Below are 23,678 nucleotides of genomic sequence, written 5' to 3'. Positions count from 1 at the left end.
ATATCATTGTGGTTCCACTACAAGATACTAACTGGAACTGTAAAGTCGATGCGTTCAGTTCCTGTGTTCTTCATACCTGTTTATAGGGATGGAGTTACGAAGTTTTTCCAGTTCTGTATCGGTTAACGGGGCAGTTCCGATGGTTTTAACGGCTTCGTCTAATTGTTCCAAAGTTCGTATACCCACTACGCTGCTGGTTACGGCCGGCTGCTGCAAAACAAATTGCAGGGCGGTTTGGGTAGCTTCGCGGCCTTGAACGGTTAATGCCTGCACTGCCTTTGCCGCAGCGGCTACCTCACTGGTTTTATAGTTGAGATAACCAGTTGCCGGTTTATTGACAAGCAACCCTTTCGCCAGGCTTCCTCTGACCAATACGCCGATATTATGTTCTTTTAGCAAAGGAAAACAAGTTTCTTCCGGCCGCCTGTCGAGCAGGCTGTATTGCATCATTACACTAACGATGTGAGAGCGTCGCACATATTCACTGATCACATTAGGCCTGATAGAAGAGATCCCGTAATACCTGATCTTGCCTTGTTTAAGCAAAGTTTCAAAGGCTTCGATTGTCTCGTCTATCGGGTCCTGGATGGTACCTCCGTGAAGTTGGTAAAGATCGATATAGTCTGTATTCAGCCTTCTGAGGCTTTCCTCTACCGAGGTAAGTATATATTGTTTGGTAGGGTTCCAGTCCCATCCCGATCCGTCTTTCCGCCATTGGTTGCCTACTTTCGTGGCAATGATCACATCTTTTCTTTTTTGCTGCAGCACTTTGCCGAGCATGATCTCATTGTCACCATGGTCATAGAGGTCGGCAGTATCGAAGAAGTTGATCCCTTTTTCTATGGCTGTTTCAATAATATGCTTTGAGGTTTCGTCGCCTGCGTTGAGCGACATGCAACCGAACCCGATCCTGCTGATCTTTAGCTGCGAATTTCCGAGGATAGCATATTCCATATTGTTCTGTTTTAGTTTTACTTGTTAGTCCACTAAATTAAATAATAATAACAGAGTAATACGGATGTTGCGGCCAAAGAAATCGGGCAAGTGATTTGGAGCCGCCAGTTCCCAGCATTCAGGCAGTTTGGCAACTTCTGTTTCCGGCAACCTGCGAACCTGTATTCATGTTATCATTTAGCAAGGTCCGTAATAAAACCCGGAGACAGATGTATTGGCCTGTTCCAGGTTAAAAAAGGGGGGCCGTCTTGACAAACAGCCCTTGTATTCAATTTTCGTCCACCTCAAATGAGTATATTAACGCTTCCTGAAAAACTCAGTCAGCTGCCTGTTGTTGTTGATAAGGGCCGCCTAGACAAACAGCCCACTCTTTAGTATGTCCGATCCATCGAATTCTGACTGTTATGGTAACAAAGTTTTGGGTGAGGACCACCAGAAATGATGGTCCCTTAACATTCCCAATCAAACATCACCTATGAAAAAGCCTCTTGATGCATGTTGTTTAATAAAGATTGTTTTATAAAGGAACTGTTTAGACAAACAGTTCCTGTTGAGTTAATAACAGTAGTAAGGCTGCGTCAAATCCGGTATTCACGCTGTTATAAACTCAGGACCGAATGTTTAGCTGTTGGCTTCTTTACGGCTTTACCTGGCATCGTTCCTGCTGTCTGTACCTCAATCTTTTGCCTTCACTGCAGGTACGCCTGCCGGTTTAGCGGTCATAAAGCTTCCTTCCAGGTTCCACCCGGTTGTTCTTCTTTCCCTTCATACCCTTCGTAGAACATTGGTTAAAATTTCGTTTGTGATATATTGACAGCAGCTTACAGGACTGCTGGAATTTCCTGGCAGAGGGACTGTCTGGAAAAACAGTCCGGATTCAGCTTCCATCATGTATTTGCACTCCAATTATGTCATGGATGGCATACTGTTAGCTTTGCCGGGGCATCCTTTCTGATATTCCGGGCATTGCAATAACATTACAACCATGTAGTACAAACCTGATGTATATACTCGGGAAAAGGAGGACCGCTTAGAAAAACAGTCCTTGCAGCTGTATGTACTATCACCCCATTAGTGAGTAATGAAACAATAATGAGAACAGGTTAACAAAAAAGATACTGGTCATAAAATCTTAATTAGTTTAACATATAAGGTTGATTTTCTATGTTGCTCTCTAAAAATGCAGTTATCCAGACCTGCTTGATCCTCCACCATATGCCCTTTCGTCTTACCTGTTTTCTAATTTTTCTTTTTAACAACTTCTACTCTATTCCCAGGTTCTTATATCTCTATACCACACGGGATTTTCGCATGATTCCACTCTTTCCTGGTTCTTTTGCTGTATCCCTCGCGTTTCTTTATCCTGTATTACACTTACCGATTTACCCATCATCTGTACTGAGTTGCGTTCCATAGTCTTATGCTGTTAACGCCATAGGGGGCTAACTTTCGGCACTACTCCCGCCATCCCTTCAGTATTATGCTCCCTTCAGTATTATGCTCGCCACCCCATGCGATTACCTTTAGCCAACCATTCTCATTCTTTATTCTTTATTCTTTATTCCTCATTCTTTATTCCTCATTCTTCATTCTTCATTCCTAACCCATCTCCATACTTATCCCATTGCTTCCAGTCGCCTCAATCCTATTGCCGGCACGTTTCTCTCCTTCGCACCCTATCTGCCAAACTATCCTACATCGCATTCTTCTGCCAATGCCATTCAGCTACGCCCAAAGACAGAGATCCGGCAGATAAACTAGTTCAATACAAAAGAGAAAAACCGATAATGATAATAACCGAGGAAAATATACGTTTGATATTGACGGTTAAATAAAAAAGATTGCATTAGGTTATCTATTTCTGGTTAATAAAGGATAAACTGATTTTACTCAGGTTAGTTGAACTTGTTTAAATGGCTACAGACATGGCTAAAGAGAATAGGATTGTTGGGTTAATCGCTCTCGATTTTCAATCGTTATAAGGCAAAGATACAAACTGTATCATTTTAAAAACCAGCTTATTACACATTTTACAAATGAACAAGAGCGAACAAACGGATCATAGGCTGAACAGAGAATAAGCCATGAACGGAATGAACAAAGCATATTTTAATTAGCCGGCCGCCAGATTTACAAATTCATTAACACCTTCAAACCTGCTACAGCATTGGATTCTACAAATCCGGCCAACTTTTTGCATACATATTTCCGATTAAACTAAAGCCAACTAAAATAGTCTAATCATTAACTGCGAAACAAAGCGAATTGAAGATCTACTCTTAATGTTAAAGAAAATGAAAAGCAGATATCTCACACTGTTTATGCTGGCCGGGCTACTCAGCATATTTACAGTTTCCGAAACCTATGCTCAGAGAGGCCACGGCGGAGGCGGAAGGGTTAGCGTAGGAGGAAGAGTCGGTGGCGGCGGCGGATTTCATAGCAGCGGCAGAGTTTATGTAGCGCCACGGCCTTCAGTTTCATCATACCGGTATCGCGGCCCTGTAACTACCGGCAGGGTCTATGTAGGACACCCGCATTATTATTATCGCCCGTATTACCGGGTTTACAGGCCCTACTACAGACCATATTTTCCGTCAATAGGCTTATATTTCTCAACACTGCCTTTTGGCTACTATTCCCTTGGCCCAGCCTTTGGCTCGGTATACTATTACGGGGGAACGTATTACGAATCGACAGGCGACAACAGGGGCTATAAAGTAGTAGAAGCCCCAATGGGCGCCGCAGTTATCGATCTGCCGGAAGGAGCGCAAGAGGTGGAATTCAACGGCAACACCTACTACGAGCTGAATGGTACTTTCTACCAGGAAACCATGACCGACAACGGCAGACGATATGTAGTAGTGGGCAAAAACGGTAAGATCGGCGATCAGACGGTAACAACCGACAACAATGACAACAATGCGCCTTACGACCCGAATTCCCTGGTTTCTGAGCTTCCGGAGAATTGCAAGAATGTTACCATCAATGGTCAACAGCTCTACCTGTCGCCAGACGGGATGTATTATCAGCCCGTTTACAATAGCGATAACTCGTTAGCTGGTTATAAAGTGGTTGGGAAACTGACCGACGAACAATAGATAGGGCTACATCCTCCTATCAAGCTGCCCTGGTATTTCCAGGGCAGTTTTTTTATTAATATCTCCTGGGAACAACTTTAAATACTATATTTCCTCTTTTAACGTTCTACATTTTGCTTGCTGAATTCTTTGTAATTCAAAGTTTGCCTAAATTAGCGACCATAAAGCAGTAATTAGCATAGTATTCACGTTCAAACGCTACCCATGAAACGGTTTTTCATACTTGTTGCACTCCTGGTACCCTTCGTTTCGAATGCCCAGTCAAAGCTCAGCCAGAACATTATCAACGATTTCTCTGCAAGGATTGCAGCTCATTACCAGTTGCCGAACGACTCCATTTCCGGGTATATCGCCGAACAACTTACCCGTAGCGGTAATGCCGGCCTGGATATCGACTCTACAGTGTTTGACCTGAAGAAAGATATGGTTGCCTTTGACGCCGCCCTGAAATACCTGTACCAATACAGCGATTGCAACAGGCAACGATATATTGCCAACCTGAGAAGCCTGGGACTGCAAACCAACAGCGTGTTCCCTATCGCTACTTATACGGTTAATAAATACAAGGACGAAGCAAAAGCATTGCTGGACGATAAAAAGGATTTCCTCGTTACCTACGCGGGTCCTAATACCGGCAAAAAACCACCTGCTTCCATTGCCGATGTAATTGCTGCTAATAATAACGCCAACGCCGCCACTACCACCCCGGCTGAAGAAACAAGCGGAACTGCAGCCGCAGATGGCGCAACGGCCGCCAACACAGAATCTGCCCCGGCAGCAGATACCCGTAACTGGGAAGTTCGCCCCCTGTTCCAGGTTCGCAAACCCGAACAACTGGTTGAAATGTACGGAGAAGCTAATGTTACGCAACGCGATGCCATCAACCTGGCAGGCGATAAAGAAGGAGAAGCATATGTCATCTACCCGGATACCGATAACGAAGTAGAAGTACAGTTCGACGGTGAGAATGGAAATATTGTAACTTTTTCTCATTTCCCATCAAAATGGAAATCGCCCTATGGCATCAAAGCCGGCGATCCACTGGATAAATTAAACAAGGTGAATGGCCGTCCATTCAAGCTCAATGCTTTTGAATGGACCAACAGCGGCCTGGTAACCAACTGGCAGGGAGGCGCCCTGGAAGGAAAAGGAGTAACCATAGTACTGAAAGCAAACAACACAGGAGACCCTAAACAGTACGACCAGGCAACCGGCGATAAAACGCTGAGATCTGACATGCCCGCCCTGAAAAAACTGGATGTGATCATAGAATCCATCGCTTTCAAAGGAGCAAATTAATCGTATGAATAGCGACAGCAATTTTTTATCTTGTCGTCTATGAAACAGTTTTTAATAGCATCAGGACTTTTCCTGTTATTTACGGGTATCGCTACTCAAATGAACGGACAAACGAAGAAGAAATATCCTTCGCTCAATCATATGGCTTTATATGTGGTTGACCTGGATAAAAGCACGGCATTCTACAGGGACATCATCGGACTGGAATCTATGGACGAACCGTTTAAAGATGGACGTCATAGCTGGTTTAAAGTAGGAGAACATAGCCAGGTACATATTATCTCAGGCGCTAAAGCGGCCACCTGGCACGATAAAAACACACACCTTTGCTTCAGCGTACCTTCCATGGAAGATTTCGTCGCCAACCTTAAAAAGAATAATGTAAACTTTGAAGACTGGCCCGGAAAAGCCGGCGCCATCACCAAACGGGTCGACGGCGTACAGCAGATCTATTTACGTGATCCCGACGGCTACTGGCTGGAAATCAACGACGATAAATACTGATTTTTTGCTTAAATTCAATAATAGGCGTATAACACTCAAATAGTCGTTATGTCATTGTTATTGAATGTTCCCCCGGCTCAGGTTGAACTGGCCAAAGCAAAAGGCGCTAAATGGAATGATATAGACCAATCCTGGTATTTACCTGCGGAAGATTTTGACCGGCTGGTAGAAATAGATGCATGGATACCCCAACAACATCCATGCATCATCCTCCCGGATCCTGTGACCGTCCTGTATGCCAGCGGCAACTGCTGGAAATGCGACCATACCAACCGGTTCATTGCCCTGGCCGCCGGGTATTTCTATGAAAAAGACCATAACGAAAGAGACGAGTTAACCTGGATGCTGCAGGATTTCTTTGCTGTATTTGAACAGGTGACAGATATCTCGGATCATCTCCAGGCCTTCCTCCGCAACAAATTTCCTTTCTATAAATACGCCTGGTCTGAAATTGCAGGCAAGTACCTGTGGTTAAACCATTGCTCCATATGCCAGGCCCGCCAGGAAGATAACCAGTTGTTTGATACCAGCAATGGGATCTTTCACCCTACTTCGCAAACCGCTGCTGATTTGCTTCAACTGCATCGGTTTCATTTTAAATACAACCCGGTCATCAATGCCGACTACGAAATAGGCGAACATGCCAGGCTGATAAATGAATACAGTAGCCGGATAGGCTGACATTTTAATAACTATGCGAAAGAAAACCTTACAAACAATTATCCTTATTACCCTTGCGACCGGTGAATGGTTTGCACTTATAGCCCAGTTCATATTGCTGATGCAAACCAAGTCGGCTCCCCGGGGCGAATTAATTATCAGGTTCTTCAGCTATTTTACGCTTCTCTCTAACCTGCTGATAGCGGTTAGCAGTACAGCTATCCTGTTCTTCCCGAACCGCAGGCCAGGGTGCTGGTTTTTGAAACCCCAGGTAGCTACGGCGCTTTCAGTATATATCATTATTGTCGGACTTGTTTACAACATTGTGTTACGCCCGTTGTGGGACCCGCAGGGTCTTCAGAAAACGGTAGATGAATTGCTGCATACTGTATTGCCTATTTTATTTATCCTGTACTGGACCTGGTTTGTACCGAAAAAAGAATTGCAATACAGCAGCTTTCCCGGCATGCTCGTATTCCCGATAGTATACATTATTTACACGATGGCCCGCGGCGCTGCCACTGATTTCTATCCGTATCCCTTCCTGGATGTGACCCAACAGGGGTGGCCGGCTACACTGGTTTCCATCGTCCTGCTGTCGGCCTTCTTTATCGGTCTTTCATTGTTAATGATCTTTATAGGAAAAAAGATAGCCCGTTCATAACAGGCTAAGCAATAATATATAAAAAATATTTCTTCCTATCTAATTAGCTATTAACAACGTTCAATCCATTTCTTATCAAGATACCCTTCCTGCAATTTGATCTCTAGCCTAAAAACGTCTTATATTTGGGTCGGAAGTCAATATCCTTAACCATGAATACGATTTTCGAAAAAAGCAATTATACACAACTTTGGCAAGCAATAGCCTCGGGCGACCTTGATAAAGCCAGGGAGAAGCTGAGAGATACGGAGTATATCCCGGTGCGTTTGGCTGCTGAAGTATTATCTTCATCGCCCCTGGGCGATAACTTCACACTTTCTCTGAAAGCAAATGGAGAAAGCCAGTTCACAGACCTGGTGCGTTTACTCGCTGCCGTATACGAAAATGGAAATTTCCCTGAACAGGCTAATTCCTTGCGCCTGATCACCATTGAGCAGCTGACAAGCCTCGCCTCCGAAGTAATGAGCCTGGCAGAAGCGTTCACCGATCGGCCGGTCACCCCGGATATCTGGTTTTATGGCGTGGTATTAAGAGAATGGTGCAATACACTGATAGACCTGTTCACCGCTTTGAATATTCCAAGGGCTAAAGCGGCAGTATGGCAGAATAAAAGCAAGATCACCTGTGCAGTAATGAGTCATTATCCGCATTTCGTGGGGCCGGATATGGTTGCAACCGCAGAGATCCTCGAAGAGGTAGATGAGAAAGATCTGGCTAAGCAATATGCCCAGGCAGTGTTAGGCGATTTTGAACGTTTTATTGCCAGTACAGCGGAACAGGCCACGCTGGAAGATATTATTTCCCTTACAGCGCTGAAAGACGCCTATGTGTTATTAGGAAGAATCGACCAAACAGACCAGTATGCCGATAAATTAAAGATCGTGGAAGAACGGATAGACCGTGGCATACAGTTAAAGAGATAGTAAAAGAGGCAGAAAATTCTGCCTCTTTTTTTGTGCAAAAACTATTTTTTATATTTTTGTACAATGTACTAAAAACAGGAAAATGAAGGGCGATATCGATGTTAAACAGCTTGCAGCTGCATATACCCTGGAAAATCTCAATCGCATAAGTGGGCAAATCCTGCAATGCTACAACGCCAGGCAATATAACCGGCTCAGAGCTTTACTTGCAAAGATCGGCGAACCGGTAAACGAAAAAGGGGGAGACCGGCAATTGCTATCGAAACTGATGATGCTCTATCATCCGGATAAACTTAGCCATTACCTCCAGATCATACAGGCCGGCAATCAGAATGCCCTGGCATCGATAAGCCATATCCTCATCACGCTGGAAGCTGATGAATTATTTGGCGGATATTCGCCGGCATCGGGGTCTTTCAGTTCGTCAGTAGACCTGGACGATGAAGAATACGCCTGGGACGAGGTAGATGAAACCGGTAACCTGCGGGAGTTTGATGATGATATGGAGTATGATTTTTATTATGGAGAAGATGACAATAGTTTTTATTCTGTCATGAAGAAGAGTTTATATGGAAGACAAAATATCATGCTGCCTCACCAGTTGCTCGAAGACATAGACGAACTGGAACTCTCCGGCCGGGGAATGGATAGCCTTGAAGGAATAGAACATTGCATACACCTTGTAACACTCGACCTTTCCGACAACCGGCTAACCAACCTGGAAGGCATGGAAGGTTTAGCGTACCTGGAAGAACTCTACCTGGCGGGCAACAACATTGGCTACATAGATACCCTTAGCTACCTTAACAGGTTAAGAATACTGGATCTGTCGGGCAACCAGGTAGATGATATATCGCCACTGGGCGAATTGACATCGTTGGAGTTCATAAACCTCAGCGGTAATCCAATTTCCCCGGCGCAGATAGAAATACTGAAACAGAAAGGTTGTGTAGTAGTTTATTAAGATGATGCAAATGAAGAAAACAAAAGAAATCATTCTCGCCAAAGCACTGGAAATGTTCAATGAGCACGGAATAGAAACCGCCGGTATACGTGAAATAGCCCGCTCCCTTTCTATGAGTCCAGGAAATGTTTCTTACTATTTTCCATCAAAAACCGACCTGATCACGGCCATCTTCGAGCTGTTCGAAAGCCGGCAAAACGAACTGCTGGCGCTCAGTTCAGGGATCTCCGACTGGAACAGCCTTAAACCCTTCCTGCAAAAAAGCCTGTTGTTACAGGACGAATTCCGTTGCCTTTTCATCAGCATCGGCGCAATTGCGGCAGTCCCAGAACTGGTAGAACGGACCAGTAAACTTGAAACGCAGCGTCGGCAGCAGCTGGGCACTTTGCTTAAACAATTGCCTCCCGTTCACTCCAACAACCATATGGATGTACCGCTGATCGTTCGCCATCTCCTGTTGTCTTTTCGTTTCCGGCTGCTGGATGCACAGTTAAGGCCAACCAATAAATCATTGCAGGAGCAACATAAGAGCTTTTTGCAGGATACCAGGAAATTCCTCTCATTATTCTTCTCCCTAAATTAATATTGTAATGGACCGGCTGAAGAAATATATTGCAAGCATTACTGAATTTTCAGACGAGAGCTGGGCTATACTGCAAGGTTGCATTACTGTTATTGATGCAGCCAGAAATACAGACATCCTGAAAGAAGGAGAAAAATGCAATGCTGTTTATTTCCTGGCGGAAGGTTATTGCAGGAGTTTTTACCTGCAAGATGGCCGGGAGATCAATACCGGTTTTTATTTTGAGAACGACTTCGTGACAAATCTTAAAAGCCTTACTACTTCATCCAGGTCCGAATACTTTATCAGAACCGGCGAAAAGAGTAAAATTTTCTCGATCAACAAAACAGCGCTGCTGGAAGCATATAAAAAATCGCATCAGCTGGAAACGTTTGGGCGGAAAGTACTGGAACTAATTTCCCTTAAACAGGAAGAACACAGCAACAGCTTTAAATTATACACGCCCTCGGAACAATACCACCGGCTGGTGCAACAACATCCGCATATCCTGCAACGGGTATCATTAACCCAACTATCTTCCTACCTGGGAATCAGCCGGGAAACTTTAAGCAGGATCAGGGCAGAGAAATGATTTTGTGACTTTTGCCGCAGGTCCGGATACCCCGTTCAACTGAATTTTGCACTAAAACATCCAAATGCAAAATTCAACAATCATCAACACCTTTATTGAGCAAGTATGGAACCGCGAACAATTCCAACTACTCCCGGATTTGCTGCATCCGGCATTCAAAGACTATTCTCTTCCTGCCACCTTTCCTCCGGGGCAGGACGGATTACAAAAATGGATAACCACTACCAGTCACTCCTTTAAACACCATACCCAGGTCGAAGAACTGGTTTGCGAAGGAAATAATTGTATTGCAAAGATCACCATGCACTGCAGGCATATTGGTCCCTGGCGCAATATAGCAGCAACGGGCAAAGAAGTATCTACCAGTGGTTACCGCCACTTTAAACTGGAAGATGGCCGGATCATCGCGCATTGGGCCCTGATCGACGGTCAAACACTGGAGAACGAACTATTGGGCACTTCGCATGGTTGCCAGCGGGCCAGGTAAATAGCGATATATTAAAGAGAAGGCCCTGCAAGAAATTGCAAGGCCATCATTTTTTAAACTACCGCTAAATTTATTACTTCCACTGCAGGTTGAGCAGGCTGATATTCTCTTTCCGCGAAGAACTAACGCCTATTCCCAGTGCAGGATCGTTCGTTAATGTAAAACCTTCCAGTTCGTCCGGCTTTTCCAGGTCCACGACCTTCAGCACTTTTTCCTCTCCCCGCTCAATTGATTGTTCCAGGTCCAGGTAGGTAAATCTCCATCCTCTTCCTTCTGTTTTATTCTGGATCAACACCAGGATTCCTTTATTGGCTATCCAGTGCAGGTTCTGCACCCAGGGCGAACATTTAAATTTCCTGACCAATACACCGCTTTCCGTGGTCTTAGCTGCTTTCTGTAAAGCCGCAGGATCATACAGGCGTACCTCGTTGGCCCTGGAACCATAATCAGCCGTGGCAACATACCATTTGCCCTTGTATTCCACGTATTCGGGCCTGGTACCTTGTATGCAAACATCGTCGTGTATGGTATTGAGCAGGTTTCCGTCCAGCGTACCTGTTTTCAGGAATCCCTCCCAGTTAATGCAATAAATAAGGGCTTTCCAGCTTGTTCCTTCTTTATTTAAACGAACAGAATTTCCAATAAATACCGGTAATCCTTCATGGTAAGCCAACCCTGTAGGGTGTTTGATAATATTGCTGTCATGCGCCGTAAACCTGTATTCTTTTTGTTGATATACCAGCGTGTTATTTTCCAGCCTGTATTCCCGCATCACGCCTACTTCCCTGTCGCCATACAGGTAATATTTTCCGTCCTGTAACGAAATGCCCTGGCAGGCGCCTAAAAAATCCAGCGTATAGCTATTCCTGATATTCATGTCGGGCGCCCTATCGGCCATTAGCAGTATAGCCGCCGAAGCTAATATGGTGTATAATATTTTCATGGGTCAAGCGGTTTATCGTAATCCAGTTGTAAAGAGAGCATGTCTGAATAACACTCCATTGCTGTTGATGACAATCGTTATTTCTGTGAATAAGCTAAGAAGATAAAGGCATAACCATGCCATCACAGTTCTGAACTTAAACATGCTGCAAAACTATACAAGGAAGGTAAGTTGTAAAGGAGTTTACAGTTTGTTCATGATAAGTTAATAGTGAAGATTATAAGTCTTAAAACCTTGCTATTAGTTTTACACCCGAAACAGCTAAATCGATTTAAGGAACCAAGCATCATTTAATTAAAAATCAAATGTATTTAACTCATCTAACCGCAAACATGAAAAATGTTTGCAGGAACTTGTTATTGCCTGTCGGTCTCGTAACGATGTGCAATGTGCCGGGAATGGCAATGGGAAACGATTATTCCTATAGCGTCCGAAACGTGAACAGAGCGGGAATTACTATTACAGGTGCAGTTACAGATTCACAAAAACAACCTTTACCTGGTGTAACCGTTTATGACAAACAAAGCAAGAAAGGAACAGTAACAAATGCCAGTGGACAATATTCAATTACCGTAGAGGAAGGTTCAACATTAGTATTCTCTTTTATCGGGTATGAAGCGCAGGAAATCCCCGTACGGGGGAGATCTGTGATCAACCTTGTGCTGAAAGAAAGCAGCAGCCAGTTAAATGAAGTAGTAGCCATCGGTTATCAGAAGATCAGGAAGTCCGATGTTACCGGCGCTATCAGCAGTGTAAAAAATTCGGAACTTAACCTTACCGCGCCAACCGTTAGCCAGGCATTGGTAGGTAAAGTAGCAGGGGTACAGGTGTCGCAAACCAGCGGCGCGCCTTATGCAGGTACAAAGATCCGGGTACGCGGCATCGGGTCGCTCACTGCCAGCTCCGATCCTTTATATGTGATCGACGGGTATCCTGCCGGCAACAACGTTTTCATCAACCCGGAAGACATTGAAACAATAGACATCTTAAAAGACGCCGCTTCCGCCGCTATCTATGGTTCCAGGGCATCCGGCGGCGTGGTGATGATCACAACCAAAAGAGGAAAAGAAGGAAAAGGCAGATTTGAATACGATGTACAGGCTGGCTTCAGCAACCTGGAGAAGAAAGTAAAACTGCTGGACGCTAACCAGTTTATTGACCTGGTGATAGATGGCCGCAACAACTCCTATAAAGACCTGGTGATCAATTCCGGTAAACCGTGGACAGACGCCATGTTCTCTGACGACAATGCTACCAGGATATCCAAAGTTGGTAATGGTTCATCTGTAAGTATCCCGGAAGATATTTACGATTTTAAGAATCAGAAACGCATTGATGCCAAATACAACACCGACTGGCAGGATGTGCTGTACAGGAACGCGCCTTTCCAACGCCATAATCTCTCCTTCTCCGGTGGCGGGAAAGACGTAAGATATTACGTAAGCGGCGGATACCAGGATCAAAGCGGTATCGTATCCAACACCGGTATGAAAACGCTGAACTTCAGATCCAACATCGATGCAGACGTTACCAAAAAACTGAAAATAAACGGTAATGCATCTTATACCCAGACAACCAGCAAAGAAGTAGGCGAAGGCCGCTTTAGCCCCATGATGGCATCTTTGCTGTATATCCCATATTTGCCGGCCTTCGATGAAAAGGGCAACTATATCAAATATGGCATGAACGCACTGGCTAACCAATTCGGGTTCCAGGGTATTGAAAACCCGCTGGCATCCGTATCTGAAACCAAAAGCAACAGGTTAGGCTACAGGGGAACTATCAATGCCAACGCTATATACGAGATCTTAGATGGTCTTTCATTCAAAGCCAACTTAGGTACGCAGTTCTATAACGAGAAATACGATTATTACCTGCCTACCAGTTTAAGTAACGGCGGTGGAAATCCTCCTTATTCTCCTTCTTCTATCGCTGCGGCAAATGCAGTAGCGCAAACTTTAACACAGGTCGATAAACTCGCTGAGTTCACCCTGAACTATAGCAAAACCTTCGGCAGGCATAGCCTGAACGCCCTGGCCGGTTACTCTGCCCAGGAAACCACTTCAGATAAGATCCGCCTTGTAGCGAAAGGCTTCACCAATGATATGATCGGCGAAATTACCGACAAGGGCGCCGATCCAAGCCTGTTCACCTTAGACAACAACAATACCGGCAAATCATCTACCACGCTGCTCTCCTACTTCGGGCGTATCAGCTACAATTTTGCCGGCAAGTATTTCCTTACAGGATCGTTGCGCAGAGATGGTTCTTCACGGTTTGGCCCCCTGAACAAATGGGGTACTTTCCCTTCCGTGGCCGCAGGCTGGAACCTGTCGCAGGAGAACTGGTATAACGATTTCCTTGGCCGGAACTCCAGCGTAAAACTGAGAATGAGCTGGGGCTTGAGCGGCAACAACAACATCGGTAACTACAATGCTATCCAGACCGTGAACTCTCCTACCGGCGCAGTATTCGGGGCTAACACCATTGCTTCTGCTGTAACGATCGGCGGGGTGAAAGACCAGCGGCTGGGTTGGGAATCTACTTCCCAATACAACGTGGGCGCCGATGTAACAGTGTTCGATAATCGTTTATCCGTTATCGTTAACTATTACCTGAGCCGCTCTTTCAACCTCCTTTACAACCAGCCTATTTCAGCAGTTTCCGGCAGCTCCAGCATCCTGACCAACCTGAAAGACAGTAAAGTGCAGAACAAAGGTTTTGATATCCAGGTAGACGGGCAGGTGGTAAGAGGAAAGGATTTCAGTGTTAACCTGGGAGGTAACATTTCTATCAACCGTAACAAGGTGCTCGACTTAGGTGCTGCAAGTACAATTATCACTTCCGGCGCAGAACGTTCCTATAATACTCATATCACCAGGGCAGGCAAGCCAATCGGCATGTTCTATGGCTACAAAGTATTAGGCAGGGTAACTGAAGATATCCTGAATAAAGTTGCTCCATCCGGTTCTTCTTCCAATCCCCTGAAAGTAGGCGATCTCTATTTCGAAGACGTAAACCACGACGGCATTGTCAACGACCAGGATAAACAGGTGATAGGAAGTCCTTACGCCAAATTCACTTACGGCTTCAACCTGTCTGCCAATTACAAATCATTTGACCTCCGCGCTTCTTTCAACGGTTCTTACGGCAACCAGGTGCTGGACGGCCAGGATTATTACCTCTATAACTTCGAAGGCTCGGGCAACCAATACGTGCAGGTTGCCGAAAGGTACAGGAATCCCTCTCAACCTGGCAGCGGCTTGAATTACCGTGCATCCAGGGCTGGTACGCAAAGCAACAGCACCCGTTTGTCTTCCTTCTATCTACAGGATGGCTCGTACCTGAGACTGACAAATATAGCAGTAGGTTATACGCTTCCTAAAGTACTGGGCAAACATGTTGAAAGGATCAGGATATACGGAAGCATAGACAATGTATTCACATGGACAAAATACAAAGGATACAACCCGGATGTTGATTATAACATCGGAGCTAACCTTTCTCCCGGCGTGGATTACGGCAACTACCCGTTAGCGAGAACATTTAACCTGGGAGCTAAATTAACTTTCTAAAGTCCTTTTAAAAAAATAGTAATGAGAAGATATACAAGCATGTTATTGCTGGCAACAATATCACTGGCATCATGCAGCAAAGATTTTATTGAGAAGAATAATCCGAACGGCACAACCGTGAATGATTTCTTCACATCGGAGAACAGTGTGTTGCTGGCAGTGAACGGGGCGTACAGTACTTTAAGAGGCAGCAATAATATTGGAGAGAACAGCGGTTTATATACTGATGAACGGTCTGACGATACGGGGCGGGACGACGCACAATCCAACGCCGGCGAGCCTTTCCAGTTCAATGATTTCAGCCTGCTGCCCAGCAATACTTACCTGAAATCGCACTGGCTGAGTTTATACCAGACCATCACTCAATGCAATACCATCACTACCTATATTGACAAAGTAAGCTTTGCCAACCCGGATACAAAAGCGCAATACCTGGCAGAAGCCAAGTTCATTCGCGCTATGATCTATTTTCACCTGGTGAGGAAATGGGGAGATGTTCCATTGGTAACAAAAACGCTGAACACAACAGAAGAGATAACCGCTAATACCTATCGCCAGCCGCAGGCAACCGTGTATGCCCAGATCGTTGCCGATCTGAAAGATGCGCTGCAAAGCAAACTGCCAGATCTGCAAACCGGCGCAGGTGTTGGTCGCGCTTCCAAAGCGGCTATTAACGGCTTGCTCGGACAAGTGTACCTGACAATGGCCTCTACCTTCCAGGATAACAGGGCAGACAACCTGGCCAACGCCAAAACATACCTGACGGCTGCATACAACATGCGTCCGTTCGGCAGGCTGAGTGAAATCCCATATGCCGATGTTTTTGATGTGAGCAAGAAAACAAGCAATAAGGAAATGATCTTCCAGATTGTTTACAAACAGGGCGACATCACTTATGGTTCCAGCATTGCAGCCAATAACCAGGCATTGGGCGAAACTATCAATTCGCAGAAAAAAGCATTGGGAGTGGGCGGCAACGTAACGCACGACCTGATCCTGGACTACGAGCCTAATGATCCAAGAAAGACATTCTCAGTGAAATTTGCCGCTAATCCGCAGGTGCAGGACTGGTTTATCACCAAGTACCGCGACGCCAGCGATGCCGCAGGAGTAAATGGTTATGGAGGAAACGATACGCCGATAATGAGATATGCAGATATTATCCTTATGCTGGCGGAAGTGAATATGTTGCAGGGTAACGAGGCAGAAGCCATTACCTACCTGGACATGGTCCGCGAACGGGCGGGCATGCCTTTATATGCAGTGGCAAAATCAGATCCCGATTACAAGGCTAAATATCCGACACTGAAACTGGCTATTTTGCATGAACGCCGGGTAGAACTGGCATTCGAACACCAGCGGTGGTTCGACCTGCTGAGGTTTTTCACAACCGATGAACTGGTAGCTTTCTTCAAGGCGAAGTCGCAGGCGAACTACGGAAATGCCAAATTATCCAACTTCAGCAAAAAAGACCGGTACTTCCCGATTCCGTTCGATGAGTATAAACTTAACCCGGAAAAGATGTACCAGAATCCAGGATATTAATACCTGGTCAGGTAAATAAAAAATGTGGCGCCTGAATTTCGGGCGCCACATTTTTTATTTACCTGATCAGGATATATTTTCCAGGTATTTCATCACTTCTTCTTTTTTGCGGCTGGAAACAGGGATCTGTTCATTGTTCATCATCTGCAACACCCCTTCCCTGTAATATTTTTTTACATACTGGAAGTTAACCAGGTAAGACTGATGGCATCTTACAAAGCCTAATGGCAGCAATGCAGCTTCGTACTCGATGAGGCCTTTTGATACCAATATCTCCCGTTTATCTTTCAGGAAGAAAGTAGTGTAGCCTTTATCGCTTTTGCAGTACATAATATCTTCTACCGACACGATCTCCACATATTCCAGCAACTTCAGCGCAATGCGTTTGGAGCTTATTACTCCCTGTGCCGCGTAATGCTGGCGGGCAATTTCTAACTGCTGGCTATTGAACTGTTCCTGTTGCCTGTGCTGGTAACATTTGCTGAGCATCGAAGCCAGGGCCACTTCATCTATTGGTTTAAGCAAATAGCCAAAGGCGCCCATATTCAACGCCTGGATGGCGTACTGATCGTAAGCCGTCAGGAAGATCACCTGGAAATCGCCGCTTCCCAGTTCATGGAATAAACGAAAACTATCCCCGTCTTTCAACCTGATATCTGCCAGGATGATATCTGGTTTTAAAACCGGTATCTCGCCGGCAGCTTTGGCAATTTCGGCTGCATGACCCAGCACTTCCACATAAGGGATGTTCTGAACAACCTGCAGCAGGTGTTGCAGGATCAATGCTTCGTCTTCTAAGATATAGAGCTTCATGCTTGCTATGTTTAGTCTTTAATTTCCGGAATAACAATATTAACCAATACTCCTTGTCCTCCCCGTCTCTTTTTATCTTCTATCTCATATTTCGCATCCTGGCCCTTTGTCTTAAATAATACTTCCAATCTTTCTTTCAGTATAATCCCGGCCAGCGATTGTTTCTTCTGTTCGCCCGGTTCTTTACTGATCAGGCCAACCCCGTTATCTTCTACGGTAATGAACATCTGTTGGTTTTTTATGTTGAAGGAGATAGAGAGATTCCCTTTATAATTAATATTTCTGAAGCCGTGTTCAATGGCGTTTTCCACGAACGGCTGTATCAGCATAGGCGGTACCAGGTAGTCTGCCGGGTAGATATTGTCATCCACATTTATCTCGTAATCAAAAAGGCCGGCAAAGCGCATTTGATTTAATTGCAGATAATTTTCCAGGTAGGTGATCTCTTCGTTCAGGCCAATAAGATCCCGGCGGCTGTGTTCCAGTACGTTTCTCAGGAGCCCGGAAAAGGCAGAGAGGTAACGCACAGATTTGCTGGTATCGCCCGAGGCTACCAGGCTTTGGAGATTGGCAATAGCATTGAAGATAAAATGAGGATTGAGTTGAACTTGTAACAGTTTTTGCTCCATATTCAACCTTTGGTTTTCGGATTCTAACAATTTGTTCTTTTCCTGCAACCGGTATTGCCTGTGCATAAAGTAAAAGAAGAGCAATATTCCCAGGAATACCAGTATTGCCAGGATGAGCATCCATTTCTGCTGCCTGATGATCTTTTCGTTAAAGACGTTTTGTCCCTGAAGTATGGAGATGTTTTTGTCCTTTTTCTCAGTTTCATACTTCTCGTGTATCTCCGCAAATTTAACCGCTTCAACTTCCTTGATATTGTTTACCTCGATGGCATATGCAGAATCGGCGATCTGTAAGGCTGCTTTGTAATCGCCTTTGATCTTATAGGCATTTATCAGCCCTTTATAATAGATAGGGCTTTGTTTGCCTGTTGGATCATTCTGGACAAACCTGATAGCCGCCTGATAGTAATAAATAGCGGAATCCGGCTGGTTATTGCGGACATAGCTGGTTGCCAGGTTATTGTACGCTATAGCATTCAGGTTGTTGGTTCTTTTAAGGAAATCGAAATACTTTTTACTGCTGGCCAACGCTTTATCGTTCTCTCCCCTGCGCGAAAAAACCTGTGCCTCGTTATCATATGTCCGGGCTATAGCCAGGCTATCGTTTATCCTGAGCGCCAGGTTCCTGGCCTGCACGTTATAGAACATCATTTTATCATAGTCGTTCATCCGGGAGGCAAGCAGGAAAGAAATGTCGTAATGCCGCTGCATAATAACCGGATGCCGTTTATAGGGATGCTTGTTATAATATCTTTCTGCATAGTCCAGCGATTCATTGGCATTCTGATTCTGGTAGTATGCTTTGGCCATAAGATCATAAAACCAGTGAGTGATCCTGCTGTTCTGCTTTTCGGCAACCTGCATTGCGGCCAGTATCTGGTTCATGAGCTCCGCTTCCACAATTGCGCCGGTAGGGATGGCCTGGGTTAACAGGCTGTATGTTTTCAGTAGTTCAATATCATCATTCGTCTTTAATCCCTTCATTTGCCGGAACTCGGCCACAGCGCTGTCCCGCTGCTTAGCCTGGAGGTATTTTTTACCCCTGAAAAAGTGATGGAACGGGACGTTAGCGCTGTCGACAGTCCCCGACAGCAGGCTATCTTCCCGGTAAACAGCTTTCCTGTACCCGTCAAATGGCAAGGTATCCAAAGAAAGGATCAACTCCAGGTAATCTTTCCTGGGAACCGCCTGCGCAACCTTCTGCTGGCTGTGCTGCGGCTCCGGACTATTCTTACATGAAGCAATAAACAGGACTGCTATTCCTGCTATTGCAAGTACCGCTCTTACATTCATTTGTATATATATTAGCCTCCCCCATCCGGGAACCAGGGAAATATTTATAAAGTTATAAACAGGAATCCAATACAGATACGCCGGTGTATATTCGAGGGATTTCGGTCAATATCCGTTGCCCTGCAGTGGAAATGCTCACATCAAATATAGGTTCAAACGTAGCGAATAAAGGTTCAATTTTTCCTTTCATTCTTTTTTCATTCAAAAATGTCCTCTTTGAAATGATCTGTAATAGCATTTACCTATCACGATATCCAGACAAATGAAGCAGGTGCAAATTTAGGCTCAAATTCAGCGAATAAGGGTTGCTTCCCTTCAAATGTCAGTTCCCCTTTAAACAAACATCCAAATAGCCTCATTTTTACATTCACAATACGATACAAAGGAACTGTATGAAACAAAAAGACAGCATTTGTATTTACCAATCAAGACTTTAAAATATGCGTTATTTAAATTTTGTTATTGCTGCATTATTGCTCTGTACTCTTTATTCTTTCAGTTACGTACATAAAGGAGAACCGGTAACCCAGGCGGGTGTTGCCTACTATCATTTCACTCACCTGAGGGACACCAATAACCCCCATCGCATCTGGAACGAAGATTTTATCCTGGTATTCAATAATGAGAAAAGTATGTATACCAGCAGCACCCGGATCGACCAGGATTCTGCCAACCTGGCCAAAATGAAAGCCGCCGAGCAGGCGGGCAGCGTTACAATCCAGATGGGTGTATTAAAGCCGGTCACTACAGAAAGCGTGTTTATTCAAAACAACGCCGTCTATGTTAATAAAAACATGAACGAGGATAGTTACATTATCCGCGAACCGCTTGAAAAAATTAACTGGACCATTGAAAAAGAAACGAAGCAGCTGCTGGGGTATACCTGCCAGAAAGCAACGGGAACCTGCAAAGGCAGGAAATATATAGCCTGGTTCACTACCGATATCCCTGCGGGCTTTGGTCCCTGGAAATTACAGGGATTGCCGGGGTTGATACTGGAAGCCAGTGATGTTGCCCAACGGATCAAGTTCACCTGCACCAGCCTTTCAGCTAATACAGCAGTGCCGCATCAACTGTCGCTGGATCTGCCGCTTGACGGGATCACCACTACCCAGGCCGAGTACCAGCGCATGGAAAAGGCGTTCAGGGAAGGGATCAGCATGGATGCAGCCAATGGAAGCGATATCAAAGTTGAGAATGTAACCATGAACGGCGCATCATTTAAGGCAGCCGGCAACAGGAACGCCGTTAACTACCCATTGGAATTAGCCCAATAACCCTCGTACATGAAGTGCCTTTCACTATTGTTTCTGCTAATCTTTCAGGGGCTGTTCCTTTCGGCCCAGAAAATGGTAATGGTGAGGGGTGTGGTAAAAGATAGTACTGGTAGTCCTGTTATTGCCGCATCAATCACCATTGTTACCCCCCAGGGAGCTGGTATCAGCTTTACCAAAACCGACCAGCAAGGCGGGTTTGAATGCCGGTTCCAGGAGCCGGGCGAGCGCTGGTCTGTTAAAGCAACTGCACTCGGTTACCAGCCATATATCCTGCCGGTGATCCAACCCAATGAACAGCCTTACCAGATCGTAATGAAAGCGGCTAAAAGGGAACTGGCAGCAGTAACGGTAAAGGCTACTGCTAAAATTCAACTGTCGAGCGATACCCTGAAGTATAACGTAAATGCATTTAAAGATAAAAATGACCGTGTAGTTGCCGACCTGCTGAAAAAGTTGCCGGGTATAGAAGTAGACGATAAAGGAGCTATCAGCTATAATGGCAAGCGTATTTCCAATGTGTATATAGATGGCGACAACCTTTTGGGCGGCAGATACAACGTTGCTACCAACAATGTACCTGTTAACGCTATAGAACAGGTACAGGTTATTGAACGCGATCAACCTATAAAAGCATTGAACGGCTTTACGGTAAGTAACAGCGTATCGCTAAATCTGAAACTTACAGACAGCGCACGTATAAGAACTATCAATACCGGCCAGGCAGGCATCGGCAATAACGCCTACACCGCAGAACTGAATAACCTTATCTTTCAACGAAAAATCAAAAGTATCAACAACCTAAAGAGCAATAACGTTGGCCAAAATTTGCAGAACGAGAATGCCAGTCTTGGCGTTTCTCTTAACGATAACAACCCCGTATTGCCATCTCCTCAACCCTACCTTTCTATGACCAGTGATAATTTACCGGTCGTAGATGAGAAATATTACCTGAGGAACACTGACCATGCAGGCAACATCAACGCCCTGTTAAAAATGAAGTCCGATTGGGGATTACGGCTAAACGTTTCTACCCTGCAGTTAAAGCGGAAATATGATTACACCAATGTCATGAACTATTTCCTGGCAACAGCCGACACTATACGCTACAATGAAATCCAGCACAACGTTTATAAACTTAACCAGTGGCAGGTAGAAGCACAGCTGGAAAAGAACAGCCCATCCATCTACCTGAAATCAATTACCAAATTGGATATTCCCAAATGGAACAGAACAGGCAATACAACGCAAAATGATGAGTACTTCCGGCAGCATCTGCCCAGTCATCAACAGATGATCAGCAACGAAACCAGCATCATAAAAATATTGGGAACAAAAGATCTCTTTCAATATAACTCCAGTATTCAGTATTACAAGCTGACCGAGAACCTGCAGATCTTCCCCGGCCTGCATACCGACATTGTAAATAATAACGAACCATATCTTTCCCTTAGCCAGGAGGTGCTTAGCAAAAGCTTATTTATTAATCAATCGGCCACTTATAAAACAAAGACAGACCGTCTTATTCTTTCTGCAACCGCAGGTATTTCCTTTGAGCGCGACCGCCTGGCTTCCAGTCTTTGGAAAACAGATTCTTTGAACGCAGTCCATGAAGCGGGCAGTCAGTTCGCCAACAATCTATCTTTTGAAAACGCATCATTATCCGGGAAACTTTCAGCTATTTACCTGCTGCCTAAAGGCGCTATTATTGCAGAGGCCACGCCAACATACAACAGCATCCGGTATGGAGTAAAGGGAACCTCCGAAAAATACTTTACAGCCAACCCCATATTTGAATTTCGTAAAAACCTTGGCAGGTACGCTGAAATAAACCTGAGATATGCAGCCAGCACGGAGTTTGGGCAGATCAATGATATTTACACCGGCGCCATACTGGTTAACTACCGCGAATTCAGTTTTAATGAAACTCCTTTGCCTAAAACGGACAGAACATCAGGGTCGTTACGCTATACCTATAGGAAGCCAATAAAAATGTTTTTCTATAACCTGTTTCTCACTGCCGACCAAACCAAACAAAATTTTATCACTTCTTATGTCATCGACCGCGGCATAACCAAAGCGACGGCCATGGCTTTCGACAACCGGCAGGAAAAATATTCGTTAAACGGGAATATATCCAAGTACCTTTTCTTCCTGGCGCTTAACCTGTCGGGCAATGCCAGTATCAGTTATGGTAAGGGAAATGTGTTTTACAATGGAGAAATCACTCCCTTTAACTCGTACAACACCATCCTGGCCGCCACTTTAAGAAAAAAGATCCGGAAAAGTATATCCATGTCCGTTACCGGGGAGGCCGGGGAGATCGTGAACAGGCAATGTACCAGCAAGGCGATCACAGAAAACGTTATTGGCACGGGGAAGATCAGGGCTGAATGGCAGCATAATTTATCTTCGGCTGTCTACTATAAGCTGGCTTACAATTTTACCTCTTTCCGGCAGAGCGGCCAGGAAACGATCAGGAATAACTTCCTGGACCTGGATGTGAGGTATATCCCTGCCAAGTGGAAAAGCTATTTTGAAGTGCAGTGCATCAATTTCCTCGGGCAAAGCCAGTACCGCCAGGTTACATCGGGTACTAACCAGTTATCGGTGCTTCAGTTCCCGTTACGGGAGCGGACGGTTTTGGTGAAGTATGTGGTGAGTTTGTAAAAATGTTAGATTGTTGATTTTTGCAGAATAGTCATTTCATATTCTATTACAAATAAGAAATGCTTTTAGAAAATTTAGTAGATTATAGATTGATAGGCTTTTTAGCAGATTCGGGTTAGATTTACTCATGGAGCGCTCCCCTAATGGTTCCAACACTTTTTTTCAGCCCGCATTTTTCGAGGGTATCCAGCACCTGGTCGTGGGTTTGAGGTGGATTTTTAAGGGCATT

The 23,678-nt window shown here is 44.9% G+C and carries 19 protein-coding genes; 14 read left to right on the top strand and 5 right to left on the bottom strand.

What is annotated here, in order from left to right; genetic code table 11:
- Positions 1-54: 54 nt before the first annotated feature.
- Both BLV62_RS21745 and BLV62_RS28390 read right to left on the bottom strand, forming a co-directional pair.
- Positions 55-954, bottom strand: coding sequence for an aldo/keto reductase (locus tag BLV62_RS21745; RefSeq protein ID WP_089764263.1), 900 nt, complete (start codon positions 952-954; stop codon positions 55-57).
- 1,267 nt (positions 955-2,221) lie between these two features.
- Entirely contained in the window at positions 2,222-2,368 is a 147-nt protein-coding gene (locus BLV62_RS28390; RefSeq protein WP_168927945.1) for a hypothetical protein, read from the bottom strand.
- Positions 2,369-3,248: 880 nt separating this feature from the next.
- Here BLV62_RS28390 and BLV62_RS21740 point away from each other — a divergent pair.
- The 10 genes from BLV62_RS21740 (at position 3,249) to BLV62_RS21695 (ending at position 10,707) form a co-directional block, all read left to right on the top strand.
- On the top strand, positions 3,249-4,052 hold the full coding sequence (locus BLV62_RS21740; RefSeq protein WP_139170342.1) for a DUF6515 family protein: 804 nt from the start codon (positions 3,249-3,251) through the stop codon (positions 4,050-4,052).
- A 204-nt stretch (positions 4,053-4,256) separates the two neighbouring features.
- Positions 4,257-5,351 carry a hypothetical protein gene (locus BLV62_RS21735; protein WP_089764260.1) on the top strand — a complete coding sequence of 365 codons (1,095 nt, stop codon included), beginning with the start codon at positions 4,257-4,259 and terminating at the stop codon, positions 5,349-5,351.
- Positions 5,352-5,390: 39 nt separating this feature from the next.
- The gene (locus BLV62_RS21730) at positions 5,391-5,855 is read left to right on the top strand and encodes a VOC family protein (RefSeq protein ID WP_089764259.1); all 465 of its coding nucleotides are present in this window, start codon (positions 5,391-5,393) and stop codon (positions 5,853-5,855) included.
- 48 nt (positions 5,856-5,903) lie between these two features.
- On the top strand, positions 5,904-6,536 hold the full coding sequence (locus BLV62_RS21725) for a hypothetical protein (protein WP_139170341.1): 633 nt from the start codon (positions 5,904-5,906) through the stop codon (positions 6,534-6,536).
- 13 nt (positions 6,537-6,549) lie between these two features.
- Positions 6,550-7,179, top strand: a complete 630-nt coding sequence (locus BLV62_RS21720; protein ID WP_089764256.1) for a Pr6Pr family membrane protein — start codon at positions 6,550-6,552, stop codon at positions 7,177-7,179.
- A 152-nt stretch (positions 7,180-7,331) separates the two neighbouring features.
- Positions 7,332-8,102 (top strand): hypothetical protein, encoded by a 771-nt coding sequence (locus BLV62_RS21715; RefSeq protein ID WP_089764254.1) that lies wholly within the window; start codon positions 7,332-7,334, stop codon positions 8,100-8,102.
- An 82-nt stretch (positions 8,103-8,184) separates the two neighbouring features.
- On the top strand, positions 8,185-9,066 hold the full coding sequence (locus BLV62_RS21710) for a leucine-rich repeat domain-containing protein (protein WP_089764252.1): 882 nt from the start codon (positions 8,185-8,187) through the stop codon (positions 9,064-9,066).
- Between the two features lie 10 nt (positions 9,067-9,076).
- On the top strand, positions 9,077-9,649 hold the full coding sequence (locus BLV62_RS21705; protein WP_168927946.1) for a TetR/AcrR family transcriptional regulator: 573 nt from the start codon (positions 9,077-9,079) through the stop codon (positions 9,647-9,649).
- 7 nt (positions 9,650-9,656) lie between these two features.
- Positions 9,657-10,220: a Crp/Fnr family transcriptional regulator gene (locus tag BLV62_RS21700; protein ID WP_089764249.1), complete on the top strand. Its 564-nt coding sequence runs from the start codon at positions 9,657-9,659 to the stop codon at positions 10,218-10,220.
- 64 nt (positions 10,221-10,284) lie between these two features.
- Complete coding sequence (locus BLV62_RS21695; RefSeq protein ID WP_089764248.1) at positions 10,285-10,707, top strand: ester cyclase; 423 nt, start codon at positions 10,285-10,287, stop codon at positions 10,705-10,707.
- A 73-nt stretch (positions 10,708-10,780) separates the two neighbouring features.
- Here BLV62_RS21695 and BLV62_RS21690 read toward each other — a convergent pair whose 3' ends face one another.
- Positions 10,781-11,650 (bottom strand): hypothetical protein, encoded by an 870-nt coding sequence (locus tag BLV62_RS21690; RefSeq protein WP_089764246.1) that lies wholly within the window; start codon positions 11,648-11,650, stop codon positions 10,781-10,783.
- 332 nt (positions 11,651-11,982) lie between these two features.
- Between BLV62_RS21690 and BLV62_RS21685 the strand changes: the two genes are divergently transcribed.
- Together BLV62_RS21685 and BLV62_RS21680 are read left to right on the top strand one after the other, a co-directional pair.
- Entirely contained in the window at positions 11,983-15,225 is a 3,243-nt protein-coding gene (locus BLV62_RS21685) for a SusC/RagA family TonB-linked outer membrane protein (protein ID WP_225889676.1), read from the top strand.
- Between the two features lie 21 nt (positions 15,226-15,246).
- Positions 15,247-16,770 (top strand): RagB/SusD family nutrient uptake outer membrane protein, encoded by a 1,524-nt coding sequence (locus tag BLV62_RS21680; RefSeq protein ID WP_089764243.1) that lies wholly within the window; start codon positions 15,247-15,249, stop codon positions 16,768-16,770.
- 66 nt (positions 16,771-16,836) lie between these two features.
- On the opposite strand, the gene BLV62_RS21675 is transcribed toward BLV62_RS21680, so the two are convergent.
- Both BLV62_RS21675 and BLV62_RS21670 read right to left on the bottom strand, forming a co-directional pair.
- A complete protein-coding gene (locus BLV62_RS21675; RefSeq protein ID WP_089764241.1) occupies positions 16,837-17,583 on the bottom strand; it encodes a LytR/AlgR family response regulator transcription factor in 747 nt (248 codons plus the stop codon).
- An 11-nt stretch (positions 17,584-17,594) separates the two neighbouring features.
- Positions 17,595-19,505 (bottom strand): histidine kinase, encoded by a 1,911-nt coding sequence (locus BLV62_RS21670; RefSeq protein ID WP_089764240.1) that lies wholly within the window; start codon positions 19,503-19,505, stop codon positions 17,595-17,597.
- A 440-nt stretch (positions 19,506-19,945) separates the two neighbouring features.
- Here BLV62_RS21670 and BLV62_RS21660 point away from each other — a divergent pair, with 440 nt between their 5' ends.
- Both BLV62_RS21660 and BLV62_RS21655 read left to right on the top strand, forming a co-directional pair.
- Entirely contained in the window at positions 19,946-20,782 is an 837-nt protein-coding gene (locus tag BLV62_RS21660; RefSeq protein ID WP_089764236.1) for a GLPGLI family protein, read from the top strand.
- Between the two features lie 9 nt (positions 20,783-20,791).
- The gene (locus BLV62_RS21655; protein WP_089764235.1) at positions 20,792-23,449 is read left to right on the top strand and encodes a TonB-dependent receptor; all 2,658 of its coding nucleotides are present in this window, start codon (positions 20,792-20,794) and stop codon (positions 23,447-23,449) included.
- Positions 23,450-23,678: the final 229 nt, after the last annotated feature.

The organism is Chitinophaga terrae (ex Kim and Jung 2007), from assembly GCF_900107795.1.
GTDB classification, from domain to species: Bacteria; Bacteroidota; Bacteroidia; order Chitinophagales; family Chitinophagaceae; genus Chitinophaga; species Chitinophaga terrae.
This window is presented reverse-complemented; position numbering and strand designations above follow the sequence as displayed.

What these genes read in the sequence shown, in the direction of transcription:
- BLV62_RS21745 (WP_089764263.1), bottom strand. Translation starts at nt 954, where the DNA reads ATGGAATATGCTATCCTCGGAAATTCGCAGCTAAAGATCAGCAGGATC.
- BLV62_RS21655 (WP_089764235.1), top strand. Translation starts at nt 20,792, where the DNA reads ATGAAGTGCCTTTCACTATTGTTTCTGCTAATCTTTCAGGGGCTGTTC.
- BLV62_RS28390 (WP_168927945.1), bottom strand. Translation starts at nt 2,368, where the DNA reads ATGGAACGCAACTCAGTACAGATGATGGGTAAATCGGTAAGTGTAATA.
- BLV62_RS21720 (WP_089764256.1), top strand. Translation starts at nt 6,550, where the DNA reads ATGCGAAAGAAAACCTTACAAACAATTATCCTTATTACCCTTGCGACC.
- BLV62_RS21700 (WP_089764249.1), top strand. Translation starts at nt 9,657, where the DNA reads ATGGACCGGCTGAAGAAATATATTGCAAGCATTACTGAATTTTCAGAC.
- BLV62_RS21740 (WP_139170342.1), top strand. Translation starts at nt 3,249, where the DNA reads ATGAAAAGCAGATATCTCACACTGTTTATGCTGGCCGGGCTACTCAGC.
- BLV62_RS21675 (WP_089764241.1), bottom strand. Translation starts at nt 17,583, where the DNA reads ATGAAGCTCTATATCTTAGAAGACGAAGCATTGATCCTGCAACACCTG.
- BLV62_RS21710 (WP_089764252.1), top strand. Translation starts at nt 8,185, where the DNA reads ATGAAGGGCGATATCGATGTTAAACAGCTTGCAGCTGCATATACCCTG.
- BLV62_RS21730 (WP_089764259.1), top strand. Translation starts at nt 5,391, where the DNA reads ATGAAACAGTTTTTAATAGCATCAGGACTTTTCCTGTTATTTACGGGT.
- BLV62_RS21735 (WP_089764260.1), top strand. Translation starts at nt 4,257, where the DNA reads ATGAAACGGTTTTTCATACTTGTTGCACTCCTGGTACCCTTCGTTTCG.
- BLV62_RS21705 (WP_168927946.1), top strand. Translation starts at nt 9,077, where the DNA reads ATGAAGAAAACAAAAGAAATCATTCTCGCCAAAGCACTGGAAATGTTC.
- BLV62_RS21680 (WP_089764243.1), top strand. Translation starts at nt 15,247, where the DNA reads ATGAGAAGATATACAAGCATGTTATTGCTGGCAACAATATCACTGGCA.
- BLV62_RS21725 (WP_139170341.1), top strand. Translation starts at nt 5,904, where the DNA reads ATGTCATTGTTATTGAATGTTCCCCCGGCTCAGGTTGAACTGGCCAAA.
- BLV62_RS21690 (WP_089764246.1), bottom strand. Translation starts at nt 11,650, where the DNA reads ATGAAAATATTATACACCATATTAGCTTCGGCGGCTATACTGCTAATG.
- BLV62_RS21695 (WP_089764248.1), top strand. Translation starts at nt 10,285, where the DNA reads ATGCAAAATTCAACAATCATCAACACCTTTATTGAGCAAGTATGGAAC.
- BLV62_RS21670 (WP_089764240.1), bottom strand. Translation starts at nt 19,505, where the DNA reads ATGAATGTAAGAGCGGTACTTGCAATAGCAGGAATAGCAGTCCTGTTT.
- BLV62_RS21685 (WP_225889676.1), top strand. Translation starts at nt 11,983, where the DNA reads ATGAAAAATGTTTGCAGGAACTTGTTATTGCCTGTCGGTCTCGTAACG.
- BLV62_RS21660 (WP_089764236.1), top strand. Translation starts at nt 19,946, where the DNA reads ATGCGTTATTTAAATTTTGTTATTGCTGCATTATTGCTCTGTACTCTT.
- BLV62_RS21715 (WP_089764254.1), top strand. Translation starts at nt 7,332, where the DNA reads ATGAATACGATTTTCGAAAAAAGCAATTATACACAACTTTGGCAAGCA.